The organism is Bifidobacterium kimbladii (assembly GCF_032193675.1).
In the GTDB taxonomy this organism is placed as follows: domain Bacteria; phylum Actinomycetota; class Actinomycetes; order Actinomycetales; family Bifidobacteriaceae; genus Bombiscardovia; species Bombiscardovia kimbladii.
The window spans coordinates 460,089-478,550 of sequence record NZ_JASTZZ010000001.1 but is presented as its reverse complement, the minus strand read 5'-3'; the positions used below and the strand labels follow the sequence as shown (position 1 = coordinate 478,550).

The 18,462-nt window shown below is 56.5% G+C and carries 11 protein-coding genes and 1 CRISPR repeat array; all 11 genes read left to right on the top strand.

Annotation, left to right across the window (positions count from 1 at the left end; genetic code table 11):
- The first annotated feature begins 208 nt into the window (after nt 1–208).
- Complete coding sequence (locus tag QRX41_RS02080) at nt 209–700, top strand: holo-ACP synthase (RefSeq protein WP_313838369.1); 492 nt, start codon at nt 209–211, stop codon at nt 698–700.
- A 413-nt stretch (nt 701–1,113) separates the two neighbouring features.
- Nucleotides 1,114–4,281: a CRISPR-associated helicase Cas3' gene (gene cas3 / locus QRX41_RS02075; protein ID WP_313838368.1), complete on the top strand. Its 3,168-nt coding sequence runs from the start codon at nt 1,114–1,116 to the stop codon at nt 4,279–4,281.
- 73 nt (nt 4,282–4,354) lie between these two features.
- Nucleotides 4,355–6,112 (top strand): type I-E CRISPR-associated protein Cse1/CasA, encoded by a 1,758-nt coding sequence (gene casA, locus QRX41_RS02070; protein WP_313838366.1) that lies wholly within the window; start codon nt 4,355–4,357, stop codon nt 6,110–6,112.
- Nucleotides 6,109–6,834: a type I-E CRISPR-associated protein Cse2/CasB gene (gene casB / locus QRX41_RS02065; protein ID WP_313838364.1), complete on the top strand. Its 726-nt coding sequence runs from the start codon at nt 6,109–6,111 to the stop codon at nt 6,832–6,834. The genes casA and casB overlap by 4 nt, the downstream gene beginning before the upstream one ends.
- A gap of 128 nt (nt 6,835–6,962) precedes the next feature.
- Nucleotides 6,963–8,093, top strand: a complete 1,131-nt coding sequence (cas7e, locus tag QRX41_RS02060) for a type I-E CRISPR-associated protein Cas7/Cse4/CasC (protein WP_313838363.1) — start codon at nt 6,963–6,965, stop codon at nt 8,091–8,093.
- 2 nt (nt 8,094–8,095) lie between these two features.
- On the top strand, nt 8,096–8,809 hold the full coding sequence (cas5e, locus tag QRX41_RS02055) for a type I-E CRISPR-associated protein Cas5/CasD (protein ID WP_313838361.1): 714 nt from the start codon (nt 8,096–8,098) through the stop codon (nt 8,807–8,809).
- Nucleotides 8,810–8,818: 9 nt separating this feature from the next.
- Nucleotides 8,819–9,508 carry a type I-E CRISPR-associated protein Cas6/Cse3/CasE gene (gene cas6e / locus QRX41_RS02050; protein ID WP_313838359.1) on the top strand — a complete coding sequence of 230 codons (690 nt, stop codon included), beginning with the start codon at nt 8,819–8,821 and terminating at the stop codon, nt 9,506–9,508.
- The gene (gene cas1e, locus QRX41_RS02045) at nt 9,505–10,491 is read left to right on the top strand and encodes a type I-E CRISPR-associated endonuclease Cas1e (RefSeq protein ID WP_313838357.1); all 987 of its coding nucleotides are present in this window, start codon (nt 9,505–9,507) and stop codon (nt 10,489–10,491) included. Before cas6e ends, cas1e begins: the two co-directional genes overlap by 4 nt.
- Complete coding sequence (cas2e, locus tag QRX41_RS02040; protein WP_313838355.1) at nt 10,491–10,874, top strand: type I-E CRISPR-associated endoribonuclease Cas2e; 384 nt, start codon at nt 10,491–10,493, stop codon at nt 10,872–10,874. The genes cas1e and cas2e overlap by 1 nt, the downstream gene beginning before the upstream one ends.
- 207 nt (nt 10,875–11,081) lie before the next feature.
- Nucleotides 11,082–16,665: a CRISPR direct-repeat array (repeat unit 28 nt; unit sequence GTGCTCCCCGCATCTGCGGGGATGATCC).
- 642 nt (nt 16,666–17,307) lie between these two features.
- Nucleotides 17,308–17,592 carry a hypothetical protein gene (locus QRX41_RS02035; RefSeq protein WP_024626840.1) on the top strand — a complete coding sequence of 95 codons (285 nt, stop codon included), beginning with the start codon at nt 17,308–17,310 and terminating at the stop codon, nt 17,590–17,592.
- A gap of 256 nt (nt 17,593–17,848) precedes the next feature.
- Nucleotides 17,849–18,115, top strand: coding sequence for a hypothetical protein (locus tag QRX41_RS02030; RefSeq protein ID WP_229131898.1), 267 nt, complete (start codon nt 17,849–17,851; stop codon nt 18,113–18,115).
- The last annotated feature ends 347 nt before the right edge of the window (nt 18,116–18,462 follow it).

Genomic DNA, 18,462 nt, shown 5'->3' with positions numbered 1-18,462 from the left:
TACACGTGGAGGCTCTGGATGGCATTGGCTACAGGGCTGTCCAACAGCGTCATGCCAGCGTTGTGGCTCCTGCTGCTGATACGGCGAAACCTCCCTTATTCTTTGCTCTCCTTTTTACGGTCGCTCACACAGGAATAGAGCTATCAATGACGCAGTTGGGGAGTGCGAAGTACTCAATTTCCGACTGGGTGATTTGCTGCATTGGCCGATGAGGGGCATACTCGGGCCTATGGATGATGCCGGGTTCGGACAGGTGCTGGGGTTGGGACATGATCTGGTCGATCTGGAGAAGTTTGGCCGACAGCTGGCTATGCCAGGCACGCGCATGACAAGCTTATTCTCGCCAAGGGAGCGACGGCAGGCCGAGCAGCGCGCCCTGCTCAAGCATGACGACACAGCGGTACACTTGGCGGTGCGCTGGGCCGGTAAGGAGTCGGTGCTCAAAGCCTGGTCGCAGGCGCTGGGGCCAGAGCCATCACCCTATGGTTTGGATGATTTTCCCTGGAGCGGGGTAGAGATCCTGGACGACGGCCGGGGTCGGCCGAGTGTCAATCTAGAGTCCTCTGTGGAATCCAGGCTTTATGATTCCTTGCCTCTAACCGGTGGTCAGGCCAATCGAGTGCAGTTGTGCTGGCACATCGCTCTCAGCCATGATGGTCCAGTAGCTTCGGCGGTTGTGCTTTTGTGCAGGTGCGTCTGAAATTAGACTAAGACGTGGGCGTTCGGTGAATTTGTAACTGGCTCGTTAACCTATCCAAAACAGCAAGTTTGGCAGACGCGATGATACTTTGATCTCGTTGGAGTTGCTTCGGATACTCAAGGTCTCATACATGGTAGGTGGCGTGCAGCACATGCGGCGTTCTAAGGGTTGACCGTGGCTACCGTGTAGACTACATACAGCCTCTTCTTGAGGTGTGTTCCCCGCGTGGGTGGGGATGATCCCTTGTGTCATTAGGATTTTATGTGTTCCCTGAATAGTCAGGGCTAATAAAGTAACTTGTGGCATTATGAAATTATAAATTTGGTAATTTCTAGTTCTCTGTGCTATGCTTAAAAATTGTTACAACGAAGTTGTCCAATTAACAGGGTTGCTGAGTTGAGAACGGGGGAACAATGAACGGAGTGATACCAACAGACTTAGGTCTGGGCGCTAAAGCCATGTCCCTGTGGGGCAAAACAAATCTGCATGACGAGAATGATTGGCAGGGAGATTTCACGCATCTGAGTGATTCCGCTGCAGTGGCTGGGTATTTATGGCGCGACTGGGTGCCTAGGGGTACTCGAGAGATCATCATCCGCGATGTTGGTGATCCGGAGCTGGCTCGCAAAGTCTGCATGTTTATCACCGGTGTCCATGATATCGGCAAGGCAACCCCGGTTTTCCAAAGCAAGCCGCTGACGCATGCACTAGGGATGCAGAACCTTTCCTTGCAATGGAAGCCCAAGCAGGCTGGTCTGCGGTTCCCTGATGTTCCAATTACGGATACGAATTACCCTACGCATCCTATAGCGGGCCAACGGATTCTGGAGTCTTACCTGACTCAGGTACAGCATTGGAGCAAGCCAGTGGCCGAATCCTATGCTTGTATTGTTGGAGGGCATCATGGTCAGCCTCCTACCCGTCAGGCCCTGAGCAAGTCCGATATGGATGTGCGCATGGGTACCGCTCGTGGTTATGAGGACTGGACTAAAGCCCAGCGCGAATTAATTGAATTCGTGGCCCAACAGTGTGAACTCAATGACGATGACTTCGCTCGATTGAGTGGGAAGCGGCTGAACATATACGCCGAATCGGTGTTGGAGGGGCTGGTCATTATGGCCGACTGGATTGCCAGCAACAGCGACGACGATCTTTTTCCCTTGGTGCCGCTCAACCCCCCGATTTATGACGAGCAGACCTGGAACCGAATGAATTCAGTACGTACAAGAGCAGGTCTTAGGGCTCGACAGGAGCGCGGATGGCGTAACCTCGGCCTGTCTCCGAAGTGGCAGCCGATTCGTGAACAGATCAGTATAGGGGAGCGTTTCGCTTCTAGGTTCGATCTGCCGGCGGGCGCGAAGCCCAGGCCAGTCCAGGAGCAGGCTGTACATCTAGTAGAAACGACCCCGGACCCGGGCATTATGGTCATTGAAGCGCCCATGGGCGAAGGCAAGACTGAAGTAGCCCTGGCCTGTGCGGAAATTCTGGCGGAACGAACAGGTAGGGGAGGAGTCTGCGTAGCCCTGCCAACAATGGCTACCACCGATGCCATGTTTTCGCGTTGCAAGAGCTGGATCGATAGATTGCCTCAGCCTGAGGGACGCTCTGAGAAATCCACTTCTCTTAGACATGGCAAAGCCGCTCTCAACAGGGAATTCATGTCAATGGTGGCTTCAGCTAAGGGTTCGGTCACATCATCAGTCTTCGATGAGGATGTCCCTCAAGGCTCTGGTGCGCAAAAGGCGGCCTATCCAGAGGCAGTTGCGAACGACTGGCTGCGAGGCAGAAAGAAAGGAGTGTTGGCTAATTTCCTGGTCTGTACTATCGATCAGGTGCTCATGGCTGCTCTGCAGATGAAGCACGTCAGTCTGCGTCAACTGGCGCTGGCCAACAAAGTCGTCATCATTGATGAATGCCACGCTTATGACACCTACATGCGTGAATACTTAAAGCGAACCTTGGAATGGCTGGGAGGATTCCACAACCCAGTTATCCTGCTGTCGGCAACCCTGCCTGCATCGCTGCGGCGTGAGCTGGTAGACGCTTATATTAAAGGGTATGCCTCGGTGCTTGGCGGATCGGACAGTCAGATGGGGCAACCCGCCGAAGTTGCACCGCGTCGTTTTGCAAGCATGGAAGCATTTACTGATTGCTACTCAAAGCAACGTACTGATAAAGCCCTTGCGTCTTCACAGTCCGGTGACAAGCAGCCCTCTCAAGAGGCGAATGACTCTGACAACCTGCATGCTTATCCGCTGATTACTTACACGTCTGGAACGACCTGCCGGACTAGCTCGGTGCAGCCGTCGGGTCGTGCGGTGGACATTGATTGTCAAGTCATCGACGACGATCTTGAACATCTATCAGACTTGCTGCAAGAGCGGCTGGCTGAAGGTGGCTGCGCCGCTGTGATCTGCGACACCGTAGACCGTGCTCAGCAAACTGCTGCAGCTTTGACCAATGTATTTGGCGCGGAACAGGTCAGACTGACACATTCACGCTTCATCGACCTGGATCGTATGGATAATGAACGAGAACTTCGAGAACGCCTTGGACCGGATGCAACTCTAGCCAATGGTGGACGTCCTCAACGGTTGATTGTCGTGGGCACACAGGTTCTGGAGCAGTCCCTGGATATTGATTTCGACCTTATGGTCACCGATATAGCTCCGGTCGATCTGTTGCTACAACGTATGGGTCGTCTACATCGACATCGCCGTGGACAAGGTGAGAGCGATCGCCCAGCTGGTTTGCGGAATGCGACCTGTTACTTGCGGGGCATAGCCTCCTGGGGTACGGATGGTCCAGTATTTCCTGACTATATAGACAGCGTCTATCCGTCGGCATCCCTGCTTGAAGCTCTTGCTGTGCTTTGTCTGCGAGGTGATAGTGCCCATCGTTTGCTGCAACTTCCTGATGATATAGCTCCACTGGTCCGCACGGCTTACGACGCTGATGCAGTTTCACTGCTAATACCCAAAGCCTGGCGAGGACGGTATCGGCTGGATGCACACAAGCGTGCCGAAAAGGATACGGAAGAGATCGACAAGGCCCAAGTCTATTTGATGAAAGATTCAGCCCGTCTGCTGCGCCAGTCTCACACCTTGGTGGACCTATTTACAAGTACTGTGGATGCCAGGTCGGAAGCCAAAGCCAGACAGGCCGTCAGAGATACTCAAGATTCGGTGGAGGTGGTGCTTCTGCGCCGGTGCAGGGATGAGTATGCGCTTCTGCCCTGGATCGGAGGCGATACGGTACCCTGCGGGGCTCCTGTGCCCACAAAAGCCGAACCCGAGAACAGGCTAGCGCAAGTGGTGCTGCGTTGTGCGGTAAATCTGCCGGATCGTATCTGTTATGACATTGATCCTCTGATCAACGAACTGGAGCTCCGGGCAAGTGACTGTGTTGATGCCTGGCATCAATCTCCTTGGTTGGATGGCTGTTTGCCGCTGGTTTTGGATGAGGAGGAATCCAATTCGGATTGCCGAAGATTCGTTACCACTGTGCATGGTTTCCTTATCGGATACACCCGTGAGGGTGGGCTGACTTGCGTGAAAGCTGACAAGGGCGAAAAGAGCTGAGCTTTGTGGCGTCTTGCTATTTGCAGACATTTTTCACTGATGAATAACCGAACAAGCAGAAAGGACAATGATAATGAATGATGTTGGAGCGACCGGCGGAGGTCGGCCGTCGTTCAATCTCTTGGAGCAGCCTTGGATCAGGGTTACCTACTTAGAAGGACGCGTCGGCCTGGTTTCCTTGCGTAACCTTTTGGTTGAGGCGCATCGAATCCATGAGATTTCCAGTGACATGCCTCAACAGACCTTGCCCACATTGAGGATGGCCGAAGCTGTGCTCTACCAGGCATACGCTCAGCGGTATCGCCCAATGATCGGGGATGATAATCCGACGGCCTTGCTGCAGCTGTGGTGGACGCTCTGGCAGACCGGGCAGTTTGACCCTCAAGTAATTGATGACTACCTTGAGCGCTATCACGACCGGTTTGATTTGTTCGATGCTGAGCATCCGTTTTATCAGACGCCCGGATTGACCTATTCGTCCGAGGATAAAGAGTATGACAGCATTGGAGAACTTCAAGCTGACGTGCCTAAGCCCAAGAAGTTTCTCTTCTCCATGCGCGCCAAGAACGACCTGGACTCGCTTACCTTGCCTGAGGCAGCCCGATGGCTGGTCTTTCTTCAGGCCTATGACCCTGCAGGCATCAAATCGCCGGTGGACGGAGAGACCCATGTGCGGAACAATAAGGTTTATCCGCCCAAGTCCAAGGTGGGAACCGGCTGGTTGGGTGCTCTGGGCAACGTTTATTTGGAACAGGACAACTTGTTCTCCACCCTGATGCTCAACTGGTGCTTGCTCAATCCTCGAGGCCGTGGGGATGATGATATCTGGTTCGGCAAGCCTGGTGATTTGGCGCCCTGGGAGCGTGAGCCGGCCGGTCCTGACATGAATCCTGACTATCAGCCTACGGGCATTGTGGATATGCTCACTCTGCAATCACGCAGGGTGAAGCTGGTGCCCGATAGTTCGGGTTCCCGTGTGGTCGGTATCATCGTCTGCTACGGCGATGTCATCAGCGCCGACAACATGGACGCTTATGAACCCATGACGGCATGGCGTTACGGCAGCGAGAACCTACGAAAGAAACTGGGACTGCCGACGGCTCCTCGCATGCCAGTCACATTCACTTCCGACAAGGCCATCTGGCGGCAGCTGCAGCCTTTGATCAGTGCGGGAAGCAACGGTGCATGTCAGACTGACGACACCCGTCCTGGTGTTATTCGGTGGGTTGAGACTCTACTGAATTGGAATCAGGATGAAGCCGGGTTCGGAAAAGTGATGCAGATGGCTCGCATCCATACCCAGAGCATGATCTATGGTCCGCAGAACAGTTTCTTTTCGGATGCTATTGATGATTCGCTCGACGCAAACCTTCAACTGCTTCATTTGGATGCCGCTGCCGTGGATGTGGTGGTTCAGGTTGTTGAGCGTACTGAGGATTCCGTCAAGGCATTGGACTCCATGGTTGCCCAATTAAACCAATCCGCAGGCGATAAAGCGCAGAAGGACCGCTTCTATGCTGCAGTAGCCCGCGTCAAGGAACGTGCATATGCTTCCCTGGATCAGCTGTTCAGACAGCGGATTGCGGAGTTCGGTCCTTCAGAAGACGTCGAACGTTACCGGAATGACTGGTTCCAGGCCATTCATCGGGATCTGATCGGCATAGCCGGTGAGTACCGCGATCAGTCTCCGGCGCCGTCTTTCCTGCCCAAGGCCAATGGCGCTCGATCTGCTGAGCCAATCTTCGATAGATTCCTAAGCCAATTGAATAAATATCTAGGTCCTCTTCCCTCGCGTGAGGGTGAGACCGTGAATGAAAAGGAGGTTCAATGATGACTGCAGCCACCATGGTAAACAATCATGGCTTGTCGGTCGACGACCGCAAACAGACCGTCGGGCGGTACGCCAACTATCGGATCGGGAAATTGCAGTATGCATACACGGTTCAGGTCAGCAGTGTGGCCAGGGCTCATCTGGCTCTGCTGCGCCGCGGCATTGACGATGGCAGAGTGCGGTGGATGAATGTCGGGTTTGATTTATATGAGGATTGGCCGCAGGATACTCTGGGAAACCCGGCGCTCGACAATGACCCCAATATCGTCACGGAAACACGCGCTATTGCCACTGCCCTGCAGATGTATGCGCTTCATCAGCAGTCGAAATCTCAAGGTATGGCCTGGATGCCTGAACATAAGAGTACAGGGAATAACACAGAAGCTAAGCAGCTGGCGCGATCCGAGCGCTCCCGCTACAGTTTCGGCCACGCATGCCGCGTGATTGACGCCAATCAGGACGGTTCTAAGGCCACCCCGGTTCTTCGAAGACTGCAAATCATGGAGGATGTTCCTGATTTCGATGGCATCCGGCATCAGCTGTATTCGTTGATAAGGATGATGAGGAATCAGGATGTGCAGTTGGACTATCAGGCTTTCGCCCAGGATCTTTATCTTCTGCAGCTACCTGGTTGGAGGGCCTCTGTCTTTCACCGTTGGGCTCGGCAGTATTACACCGTGCGCAAGGCCGTGGAGGCGAAAGAGGGCGAGGAAGACCAATAGAACAGCTGAGGTGTAGCAGACCGGTTGATGATGACAGTCGCCTCGACTGATTCGTCATTGGCCAGATACAAAGATACAAGAACATCGATTTTTCAAAAAATAAATATTAAGGAGAATATGCCATGTTCATGGATATTTACGCAGTTCAGAACGTCCCTCCGAGCAACATCAATCGGGACGAGACAGGTAATCCTAAGACCGCTCAGTATGGTGGTGTCTTGCGCTCGCGAGTCTCCAGCCAGGCCTGGAAGCGGGCCATGCGCGAGACTTTCAAGTCCTTGCTGGACAAGAAGCACTTGGGGGTGCGGACAAAGAATGCAGTCGAGCTGATCGTGCAGGCTATGGTCGACCAACGGCCTGAATCGGCGGACCAGGCTGAGAGCTACGCTTCCATGGTCTTGCAGGCCACCGGTGTTAAGGTCGTCGCTTCCACTCGTGCAGGAGAAGCCAGTGGCAAGCCGGTCACTCAGTATCTGATTTTCATCGGTAACACCGAAATCGGCAAGCTGGCTGCTATTGCACTGGAATGGATGGATCAGGGAAAGGATCTGGCCAAGGCTCCGGATTCGGCTATGAAGAAGGAGGTATCGGCGGTCTTCCACGGTGAGCAGGCGGTCGACATCGCCCTATTCGGCCGTATGCTGGCTGACGCCCCTGACTTGAATACGGATGCCAGCGCTCAGGTGGCCCACGCCATCTCCGTGGATGCCATCAAGCCCGAGTATGACTATTTCACCGCCGCTGATGACTTTACGGCAGCGGACAACGCCGGTGCAGCCATGATCGACTCTGTCGGCTTCAACTCATCCACACTGTATCGCTACGCGACCGTGAACTTGGATGCGCTGCAGGGGCAGATCGGCAATGCGGAGGCTACGGCAAGAGTGGCTTCGGTCTTTGTGGAAGCTTTCATCCGGTCCATGCCGACCGGCAAGCAGAATTCCTATGCCAACAGGACTCTGCCCGAAACCTGTATCGTGGCCTTCCGCGACAGCCAGCCTATTAATGCCGTGGAAGCCTTCGAGCGTCCTGTTGTGGCTGAGGATGACCAGCCTATTTCACAAGTTGCTGGCCGCAGGTTGGTTGAGGAGTTGCGCAGGATTCAGGATGCCTATGATGAGCAGCCAGTACATGCTTGGGCGATCAGCACAGATTTGTCAGCGCAGGACTTGGCTCCGGTAGCTGAGTCCGTTGGTCTCAAGGATCTGACCAGCAAGGTGGATGCTGAGACTATGCGCGTGCTGGGTCAGCAGGAGTAACCATGAGCATACTGCTGTTGCGATTGTCGGGGCCTTTGCAGTCCTGGGGGAGCTCCTCGCGTTTTACGATTCGAACCACGCAACGGGAGCCTACCAAGAGCGCGGTGATTGGCCTGCTTGCTTCGGCGCAAGGGCGCCAACGCGGTGACGACATTGAGGACCTGCTGCATCTCAGCTTCGGTGTCCGCATCGATCAACCGGGCATCTTGGTCAATGACATGCAAACAGAGCATGGTGCCAATGTCAAAGCCATGCCATTGACCACACGGTACTACCTATCCGATGCAAAATTCCTGGTGGCTTTAGGTGCTGATTCTGCGCTTCTGGAAGGTCTGGATCAGGCTCTGCGTCATCCCCGGTGGCCATTATATTTGGGTCGCCGTGCTTGCCCGCCGGATTACCCGGTCACGCTTGGGTTGGTCCAGGAGGACTGTGTGGATCAGGCTCTGCGCACCCATCCTTGGATGGCTGCTTCTTGGTACAAGAGGCGCCATCAGGGCTGTCGACTGGAGGTGGTCTGTGATGCGGACTGCGCCAAGGACGAAGACAACGGGATTGTCTCTTCTCAGGCAGATGCTCCGCTGAGTTTCGGTGCTGCTCGCCGTTATGCGGTTAGGACGGTTAGCCGATACAGAATCCCCAACCCGGATGGTCCCGGTCCTGACGAGCGGCGGACTAAAGCCGTTCCGGATCATGATCCCATGTCGTTCTTCTAGGAGGCAAGCATGTATATATCCAGAATGCCGCTGAATACTGCGCGGTATGCGGCCAAGCAACTGATTGCCTCGCCTTACCGGCTTCATGCCGCCGTGGAGAAGTCCTTCCCCCCGGGTGCTGTACGCAGTGGCGATGGAGGACGCATCCTGTGGCGATTGGATTTCTCCCGTGACGGAGATTCGACCTGGCTCTATGTGGTGAGTCCCGAGCGTCCTGACTTCACCCATATCGTTGAGCAGGCTGGTTGGCCGACCCATGCTGAGTGGGAGGTGAAGGACTACGAGCCCTTGATCACGCATATAGCCAAGGGACAGGAGTGGGCCTTCAGGCTCCGGGCCAATCCTGCCAGACAGGTCTATGTCGACAAGGGGCGGCGGTCCAATCATGCAGTAGTCGGCAAGGTGATGGGTCATGTCACTGCGGATTATCAGTTATCTTGGCTGGAGAAGCACAGTGAACGCAACGGGTTTGTCCTCCTGGGCAGCTCGGATGAGAGCCATGGGCCGTCCTGCCTTGTTTCCCAGCGCCGCAAGGAGCAGTTCGACCATGGAGGCAGCAAAGTCACCTTGGTTACAGCCCAGTTTGATGGACAGCTCCGTGTCACCGATGCGCAAGCTTTTCAACGTTGCCTAAGGCAGGGCATCGGCAGGGCCAAGAGCTTCGGCTGCGGGTTGTTGACGGTGGCTCCGATCCGATGACTAGGGACCAGTCCAAAGGTTCTGCCGGGAGAACTGAGATTCCCGGCAGTCCCCCTCCTGAATTGGGTGATCTGGTGCGGGCCGAGGATAGGCTTTCGTTCGCTTATTTCGAGCACTGCGTTATCACCCGCGAGGACAATGCCATAGCGGTCACCAGAGATACCGGGACTATACGGCTGCCTGCCGCCAATCTAGGTGTGCTCATGCTGGGTCCCGGTACCACCGTCAGTCATCAAGCCATGGTGGTTATCGGTGACAACGGTGCCAGCGTGGTATGGGTGGGGGAGCGCGGTGTGAGGATGTACGCGTTTGGCCGTCCTCTGACGCACTCGGCTGACCTCCTACAAAGGCAGGCGGCTTTGGTATCCAACACCCGTAAGCGTTTGGCTGTGGCGAGGGCCATGTATCAGATGCGCTTCCTTAACGAAGATGTCAGCTCTTGTACCATGCAGCAGCTGCGTGGGCGTGAAGGTGCCCGAGTTCGACAGGTCTACCGTCACTGGTCGGAACTGACTGGCGTAGCTTGGGATAAGCGAACCTATGATCATGAGGATTTCGATGCCGGCAATGAGATCAACAAGGCTCTGTCAGCTGCTCATACCTGCTTGTACGGAATCGCTCACTCGGTGATCGTAGCGCTTGGATGTTCGCCAGGTTTGGGTTTCGTCCATGTAGGCCATGAGCGTTCCTTTGTCTATGACGTGGCAGATCTGTACAAGGCCGAGATATCGATTCCTGTAGCTTTTAAAACTGCTGCAAAGCAACCTGATGACATCGGGTCGGCTACCCGGCATGCCATGCGTGATGCTGTCTATGACCTCTCGCTCATGCGACGGATGGCTCGCGATATTCCACGGCTGCTTGGGGCACCTGTTTCTTCCTCTTCCGATGAAGATGGTGGGACCTTGGAGTTCTGGGATGAGAAGGTCGGCGGCGTCCCAGCCGGGAGATCCTATGCAGGTGAAGAGGAGGAGATGAGCTGATGGTGGTCGTCGTTTTGACGGCATGCCCGGTGGGTCTGCGCGGGGATTTGACCCGATGGCTCCTAGAGATAGCTTCTGGAGTTTTCGTTGGTCATGTCACCGCTAGGGTCCGGGACCGGCTTTGGGAACGCATCACAAGGCAAATCCGAACCGGAAAGGCCATTATGGTCTATTCAGCCCGCAATGAGCAGCATCTGAGTTTCAAGGTGCATCGCTCGGATTGGAACCCAGTTGACTGTGAAGGATTGGCTCTTATGGAGAAGCCTGCTGATGGTGGCGATGGCAGATCTGCAGGTGGTGGAAACCGATACCGTCGGACTGGTTGGAGCAATGCCAGCAAGTACAGACGTGCGGCAAGGTTCCGTCGCTCGCGTTCCAGCTGAGCGCAACCGGACCTGTGTACTTTTCAGATGAGCTTTACCGATGAGTGCTGAGCGCTGATTACTGGGTGAGTGCATGGCTAAGGAGCTCAGTGTAGATGGTCTGAATTGCAGCGGCTGAGACGGAAATAGAGAGGGTTTGAAATGCAAACTCATTAAAAATTAGAGATCTTGTCTATTATATTGTTGGGATTGCAAGGATTTCTAAGTGTGCTCCCCGCATCTGCGGGGATGATCCATTTTGGACATGTTAGCGCAACAGTTGACGGGTCGTGCTCCCCGCATCTGCGGGGATGATCCGCCGACAGCGGAACATCATATACAAAGAATGAAGTGCTCCCCGCATCTGCGGGGATGATCCCTTGATTACCATGTATGAGATAAGTTCGGCAACGTGCTCCCCGCATCTGCGGGGATGATCCCAGACTTTATCCATGATTTCGGCACATGCCTGTGTGCTCCCCGCATCTGCGGGGATGATCCTAGTCACCCATGGGGCGAGACACCATCCGCATAGTGCTCCCCGCATCTGCGGGGATGATCCTTTCTCCGCGCCAGTACTCCGCGATCGGGTCACGTGCTCCCCGCATCTGCGGGGATGATCCCCATGGCAGATGAAGACACCACAGAGGAGACCAGTGCTCCCCGCATCTGCGGGGATGATCCCCGTGATCGGCATCGCCACTCCCGTGGCCCACGGTGCTCCCCGCATCTGCGGGGATGATCCGCAAGCCCGATTTTCAAATTCGTTTGCAGAAGTGTGCTCCCCGCATCTGCGGGGATGATCCCGTCTTGTGTGGCGTGAATCGTGTATTATACCAGTGCTCCCCGCATCTGCGGGGATGATCCTTAGTAAATACAGCGCTATAAACAAAAAGTAAAGTGCTCCCCGCATCTGCGGGGATGATCCTTTCTGCCGTTCGGTCCGCCTGAACCATATGATGTGCTCCCCGCATCTGCGGGGATGATCCCAGGCCGTTCCTTCAACAAATTCAGATTGCCGCGTGCTCCCCGCATCTGCGGGGATGATCCCCCTGGGTTCGTAACAAATTTGGACTTCAGCCCGTGCTCCCCGCATCTGCGGGGATGATCCCCGTGAGGTTCGAGGCTGGGCGAACATTTTCCAGTGCTCCCCGCATCTGCGGGGATGATCCTATAGGCTGCCCTTGGACCTCAAGCCGGACGCGGTGCTCCCCGCATCTGCGGGGATGATCCCGCCGTGGACGTCAACTGGTGGTATGGGGACGCGTGCTCCCCGCATCTGCGGGGATGATCCCACGCTCCCGATCAAGCCGAGCACGCGGTATAAGTGCTCCCCGCATCTGCGGGGATGATCCTGGTCCGCTGCCGGGCCCGCCTTTCTTGCCGGCGTGCTCCCCGCATCTGCGGGGATGATCCTACGCCAACGCTTTTAAACGGGTCTACAAGCCCGTGCTCCCCGCATCTGCGGGGATGATCCCTTCAAACGGCTATGCCAGCAGTATGGCCAAGGGTGCTCCCCGCATCTGCGGGGATGATCCAGCCCCGGAATTGCGCCGGGGCTTTATTGTTACGTGCTCCCCGCATCTGCGGGGATGATCCCCACCCCTCCTACATCCCCGCCTCAGACTCCGAGTGCTCCCCGCATCTGCGGGGATGATCCCATTGAAGATGATCCGCAAAGCAAAGAAGACCCGTGCTCCCCGCATCTGCGGGGATGATCCTGTCCACACATTGTTCGTAGTCTCCCGGTAGGGGTGCTCCCCGCATCTGCGGGGATGATCCCTTGGGGAAACCGAGTGCATTCAAAAGCAGAGAGTGCTCCCCGCATCTGCGGGGATGATCCCGTGACGCGCGGTGATATCGTACAGGTCGTATCGTGCTCCCCGCATCTGCGGGGATGATCCCTGGATCAGGGATAGGGCACAAGAGGGAACACAGTGCTCCCCGCATCTGCGGGGATGATCCCGGCATGTATTCAAGCATTCTTAGAGATGAATTGTGCTCCCCGCATCTGCGGGGATGATCCGGCCGTCATGGACAGCGGCGCAGTGGTCAAAGGGTGCTCCCCGCATCTGCGGGGATGATCCCGGGTTCACGCCGATGGCCTCCCTATGCACCAGGTGCTCCCCGCATCTGCGGGGATGATCCGTGCGAGATTCGACGACACCAACGCTAGGATAGGTGCTCCCCGCATCTGCGGGGATGATCCATGCGCCTCGTCCTGCCGCAGGTTCACCAGCAGGTGCTCCCCGCATCTGCGGGGATGATCCTGGATCTTCTGCCCAAAACGCTTCTCAAAATAAGTGCTCCCCGCATCTGCGGGGATGATCCCGGCGCATCGAGCACGTCAAATTTGGCGCTCGCGTGCTCCCCGCATCTGCGGGGATGATCCCGACGGAAGCGGGATGCGCACGAGCGGCTCATCGTGCTCCCCGCATCTGCGGGGATGATCCTTTCATAAAAATTACGACCCGCACGGGAACGCTGTGCTCCCCGCATCTGCGGGGATGATCCCTAGCCCGATCCATCCAGCCGATGTCGGACATCGTGCTCCCCGCATCTGCGGGGATGATCCTGGGATCTGGACGGGCTGCTCATCTGCGACAAGGTGCTCCCCGCATCTGCGGGGATGATCCTTCGGCCTGAAAGGCAACCAGGCCAGCCATGTGGTGCTCCCCGCATCTGCGGGGATGATCCCTTCGAGCGCAACTTCATCGACAAGTACATCAAGTGCTCCCCGCATCTGCGGGGATGATCCTAATCTGGAAAGCATTACAAAACTTCAAAAAGAGTGCTCCCCGCATCTGCGGGGATGATCCCCCCCAAGTCCGGCAAGTCCCGGCCCGTGCCCCGTGCTCCCCGCATCTGCGGGGATGATCCCCAGTTTTCAGAGCTCTGGACGATGCCGCCCAAGTGCTCCCCGCATCTGCGGGGATGATCCACACTGAAAACCTTGATCTTGCCCTTATCGCTCGTGCTCCCCGCATCTGCGGGGATGATCCTTGTCGTCTGACGTTACTTATTTCGTGCGGATTGTGCTCCCCGCATCTGCGGGGATGATCCTTCGGCGGGGCTGTGGAGACCTCCCTGATCAAGGTGCTCCCCGCATCTGCGGGGATGATCCCCTGATACCGACTGCACGACCGGCTTTAGCTGGGTGCTCCCCGCATCTGCGGGGATGATCCTGATACGCCGGATGTGAAGACAGCAGAGGATACGTGCTCCCCGCATCTGCGGGGATGATCCTGCGGAACAGCAGATCATAGACTTTATGAACATGTGCTCCCCGCATCTGCGGGGATGATCCCGGGTTCCGCTTGGGCCTGCCGGTCAGCAACCGGTGCTCCCCGCATCTGCGGGGATGATCCCGAGGGCTATGCCAACGCAGCCATGGAGACCCTGTGCTCCCCGCATCTGCGGGGATGATCCGGCCGTCAATTGGGCAATATACCAGAGGAGCCAGTGCTCCCCGCATCTGCGGGGATGATCCTCATGTAGTAGGGGTGTACTGGTGCAAGTGTCTGTGCTCCCCGCATCTGCGGGGATGATCCTCAGAGGCTCAGAGCCCAGCTGGACAACGCGTCGTGCTCCCCGCATCTGCGGGGATGATCCTACGACGTGCCTTTGGAAACCTACCCTGCTGACGTGCTCCCCGTATCTGCGGGGATGATCCTCCCAGATAAGCAAACACCCCGCTCACATCCGGGTGCTCCCCGCATCTGCGGGGATGATCCCCACATGCGCACGCCGATGGCAGGGTCCATAAGGTGCTCCCCGCATCTGCGGGGATGATCCGGCGGCGGTGGGCTGCGTGGTCTGCCGCGGTAGTGCTCCCCGCATCTGCGGGGATGATCCCTTTGTCTCTCATCACCCTTGACGGGCTGTGGAGTGCTCCCCGCATCTGCGGGGATGATCCGCGCCAGCTGCTGAAGTAGTCCCTCTGCGTCAAGTGCTCCCCGCATCTGCGGGGATGATCCCTATGCCCGTAGACCTGGCACTATGGGACACCTGTGCTCCCCGCATCTGCGGGGATGATCCCGCCATCGCCGCATGGGAGCAGGGGGCCGACCTGTGCTCCCCGCATCTGCGGGGATGATCCTACGCTTAAAGGGCCGGCAGGACCCAAGGGCGAGTGCTCCCCGCATCTGCGGGGATGATCCTACTGGCTGCCCGACTGCTTGTTGGCCTCCAGCGTGCTCCCCGCATCTGCGGGGATGATCCGGACATGAAACGGCTGTTCAGGCCCCTTACTCTGTGCTCCCCGCATCTGCGGGGATGATCCCCCCCCCCCTGCGGGTGAGCAGGCGGCTCACATCCATGGTGCTCCCCGCATCTGCGGGGATGATCCCGAGGTCAAGAAGAAGCTCAAGGACGCCAGGGAGTGCTCCCCGCATCTGCGGGGATGATCCTGTGTAGTATCCCTAAAACATGTGTAAGCTATGGTGCTCCCCGCATCTGCGGGGATGATCCTTCGACTGGGACTCAAGCCGACGAGCAGACATGGTGCTCCCCGCATCTGCGGGGATGATCCCCGCCCCGACCCAGACCGGCCTGACAGCCGAACGTGCTCCCCGCATCTGCGGGGATGATCCCTGCTTTGCGAGTCCGGGAACCTTCTTGCCAGTGTGCTCCCCGCATCTGCGGGGATGATCCTGAATCTGATGGGGTAGCTTCCGATTGGACCGTGTGCTCCCCGCATCTGCGGGGATGATCCCTTGCCGCGTCCCTTCCTTGCGGCCTGCGACTGGTGCTCCCCGCATCTGCGGGGATGATCCCGCCGAAGGGAACCTGAACGTGTCCGCCTACCTGTGCTCCCCGCATCTGCGGGGATGATCCCGACAAGCAGAATGAGAATTACGGTCTGAATTAGTGCTCCCCGCATCTGAGGGGATGATCCTTGTCTTTGTTCAGCCTGGATGCAAGGGGTATGGTGCTCCCCGCATCTGCGGGGATGATCCTTTTTCCGACATTCATCCGCGAAACACGCTATCGTGCTCCCCGCATCTGCGGGGATGATCCCTCAACTGGCGTATTCGGGCTGAAGTTCAATTCGTGCTCCCCGCATCTGCGGGGATGATCCCTTGCACCGGCCGGGCGAGCAGGCGGAGCCTGGGTGCTCCCCGCATCTGCGGGGATGATCCTGGCCGGTCGGCCGTGCCCTGGTCCAGGCTTCGGTGCTCCCCGCATCTGCGGGGATGATCCCGTCTTGAGACGAACCGGATCAAGGATCCTGCGGTGCTCCCCGCATCTGCGGGGATGATCCGCACCGGATTGAGTCGTCGGCTTGCCTGTAGATGTGCTCCCCGCATCTGCGGGGATGATCCCATGCAGGATTCGAGGGGCGAGGTCAGCCCGGTGTGCTCCCCGTATCTGCGGGGATGATCCGCTGCCGGTCAGCGGCATCGCCACCAGCGGCTAGTGCTCCCCGCATCTGCGGGGATGATCCCACGGAGGATGCGATGGATGTCAAGGGCGCGGGGTGCTCCCCGCATCTGCGGGGATGATCCTCGTCGGGAATATCCCCGTAATATGAGGCCATCGTGCTCCCCGCATCTGCGGGGATGATCCTGCCGGCAAGCAAAGCAAGGAAAGCAAGACGTCGTGCTCCCCGCATCTGCGGGGATGATCCGGCTTCACAAGTCAGACGGGCGTTCTCGTTTTCGTGCTCCCCGTATCCGCGGGGATGATCCCGGGTCAAACGAGATGGGACTCAACACGTCCGCGTGCTCCCTGCATCTGCGGGGATGATCCTGACGGAGAAGTTGCTGCTCGACCACATCGAGCGTGTTCCCTGCATCCTCGGGGATGATCTTAAAGAACATCTAATGGATGCCCTCCGGTTCACCAATATGAGAGGAGGCGATCAGAAAATACTTGAGGATTTCATGAGAGAAAGGGCATCCAGGGATTGTGCCTGTACCTGTCATGACAACATTCATGAGGATCTGATCGATGGCTATCCGTCGAGACGTCCCCTCATCGAGAAATGGGTGAAACCGAACGCCTGGTCTGGGATTCGCTGGATGATGCGGACAGGAGAATGATCCAATAGGATCGCATATACTACGGTACAGGCTGCGGCGGCGGCAAAGCAGAGGTGAATTTCTATGAAGTTATCGGTATAAGGCGATTCGACTAGTTCATTCCCGGGCTCCGACATACTGTTTCAATCAGTAAAAGAATCACTATTAGGAGTGTCGGCGAAGAATCCATAACCACTTCATGGTTTGAACATGAGTATGGTTTGAAGAGGATTGTTTGATTCTCTGGAGATGATCCGGCTGTCTATTCGGCCAAGGACGAGAATGCTGTGCGCTCCCTGCATATGCGGGGATAATCCCATTGGCGGTGTGGCTGGTGCGGCAGTAGGAAAGTGCCCCTTGGCATCCGTGGGGACAATCCTGCAGGGAAATCGGATGGATGCACTCATGTTCGCAAAGATGAGAGGAGATGAATGGCTGTGGACGAGGATTTCATGAGAAAAATGGCAACCAAGGATAAGGCCTGTAGCACTTATGACCATATTCCCCAGAAGAGGATTGATGACTATACTTCGAAGTATCCCATTACTGATGACATGGATGATGCAGAGCGCAGAGTCTGGGATTCGCTGGATGATGAGGACAGGCGAATGATCCAGTCGGATCGTACATACTATGGGACAAACTATGGTGCTGGCTTCGGCGGCGACACCAAGGTGAGTTTCTACGATGTCCTCGGCATCAGGCAGTTCGACTGATTCATCCCCGGATTCCTGTATGCTGTTGTAATCAGCAAGAGAATCGCCACTGGAGCGCTGGGGGAGAGTCCATAACCGCTTCATAGTTCGTACATGAGTGTTTGATTCTCTGGGGATGGTCCAGCCGTCTGTTCGGCCAAAAATGAGAATGCTCTGTGTCCCCAGCAGGCGCGGGGATGATCCTGTGGGACATCGGATGGATGCCCTGCAGATTCGCAAAGATGAGAGGAGATGAATAACCATGGATGAGGATTTCATGAGAGAAATGGCAACCAAGGATAAGGCCTGTACCACTCATGACAACATCCCTCAGGATCTGATCGACAGTTATGCGTCTAGGCATCCCATCACCGAGAAAATGGATGAAGCCGAGCGCCGGGTCTGGGATTCGTTGGATGATGAGGATAGGAGAATGATCCAGTCGGATCGCGTATACTACGGTACAAATTACGGTACAGGCTGCGGTCCCGGTGACGAGTATGTGAGTTTCCGTGATGTCATCGGCATCAGGCAGTTCGACTGATTCATCCACCAAGCTCCCATATGCCGCTGCAATCGGCAAAAGAGTCGCTATTAGAGTGCCGGGGAGAATCCATAACCGCTTCATAGTCCGTACATGAGTGTTTGATTCTCTCCAGCCGGAGTAATCGCATTGGTGTGCCCTGATTGAGGGTTTTGTCTGCTTTGTATATGACTAGCGGTAGATGACTAGCAGGGTGTTTGAACACGGATCGTCATGGTTTTCAGATGAGCATGATCGGCTGGTCAGAAGACGCGGCCCGGGTGCTCATCGGATGCGTGGGGGATGAGTCTAGGTCTGCAGCATTTTTGATCGCCGAAATCAGGTGTTCCCCGCTTCTGGGTGGGTGG

Bases quoted from the DNA above. Each gene is read 5' to 3' on its own strand.
- cas7e (WP_313838363.1), top strand. From the start codon at position 6,963: ATGGATATTTACGCAGTTCAGAACGTCCCTCCGAGCAACATCAATCGG.
- casB (WP_313838364.1), top strand. From the start codon at position 6,109: ATGATGACTGCAGCCACCATGGTAAACAATCATGGCTTGTCGGTCGAC.
- QRX41_RS02080 (WP_313838369.1), top strand. From the start codon at position 209: ATGAGGGGCATACTCGGGCCTATGGATGATGCCGGGTTCGGACAGGTG.
- cas5e (WP_313838361.1), top strand. From the start codon at position 8,096: ATGAGCATACTGCTGTTGCGATTGTCGGGGCCTTTGCAGTCCTGGGGG.
- casA (WP_313838366.1), top strand. From the start codon at position 4,355: ATGAATGATGTTGGAGCGACCGGCGGAGGTCGGCCGTCGTTCAATCTC.
- cas1e (WP_313838357.1), top strand. From the start codon at position 9,505: ATGACTAGGGACCAGTCCAAAGGTTCTGCCGGGAGAACTGAGATTCCC.
- cas2e (WP_313838355.1), top strand. From the start codon at position 10,491: ATGGTGGTCGTCGTTTTGACGGCATGCCCGGTGGGTCTGCGCGGGGAT.
- cas6e (WP_313838359.1), top strand. From the start codon at position 8,819: ATGTATATATCCAGAATGCCGCTGAATACTGCGCGGTATGCGGCCAAG.
- cas3 (WP_313838368.1), top strand. From the start codon at position 1,114: ATGAACGGAGTGATACCAACAGACTTAGGTCTGGGCGCTAAAGCCATG.
- QRX41_RS02035 (WP_024626840.1), top strand. From the start codon at position 17,308: ATGGCTGTGGACGAGGATTTCATGAGAAAAATGGCAACCAAGGATAAG.
- QRX41_RS02030 (WP_229131898.1), top strand. From the start codon at position 17,849: ATGAGAGAAATGGCAACCAAGGATAAGGCCTGTACCACTCATGACAAC.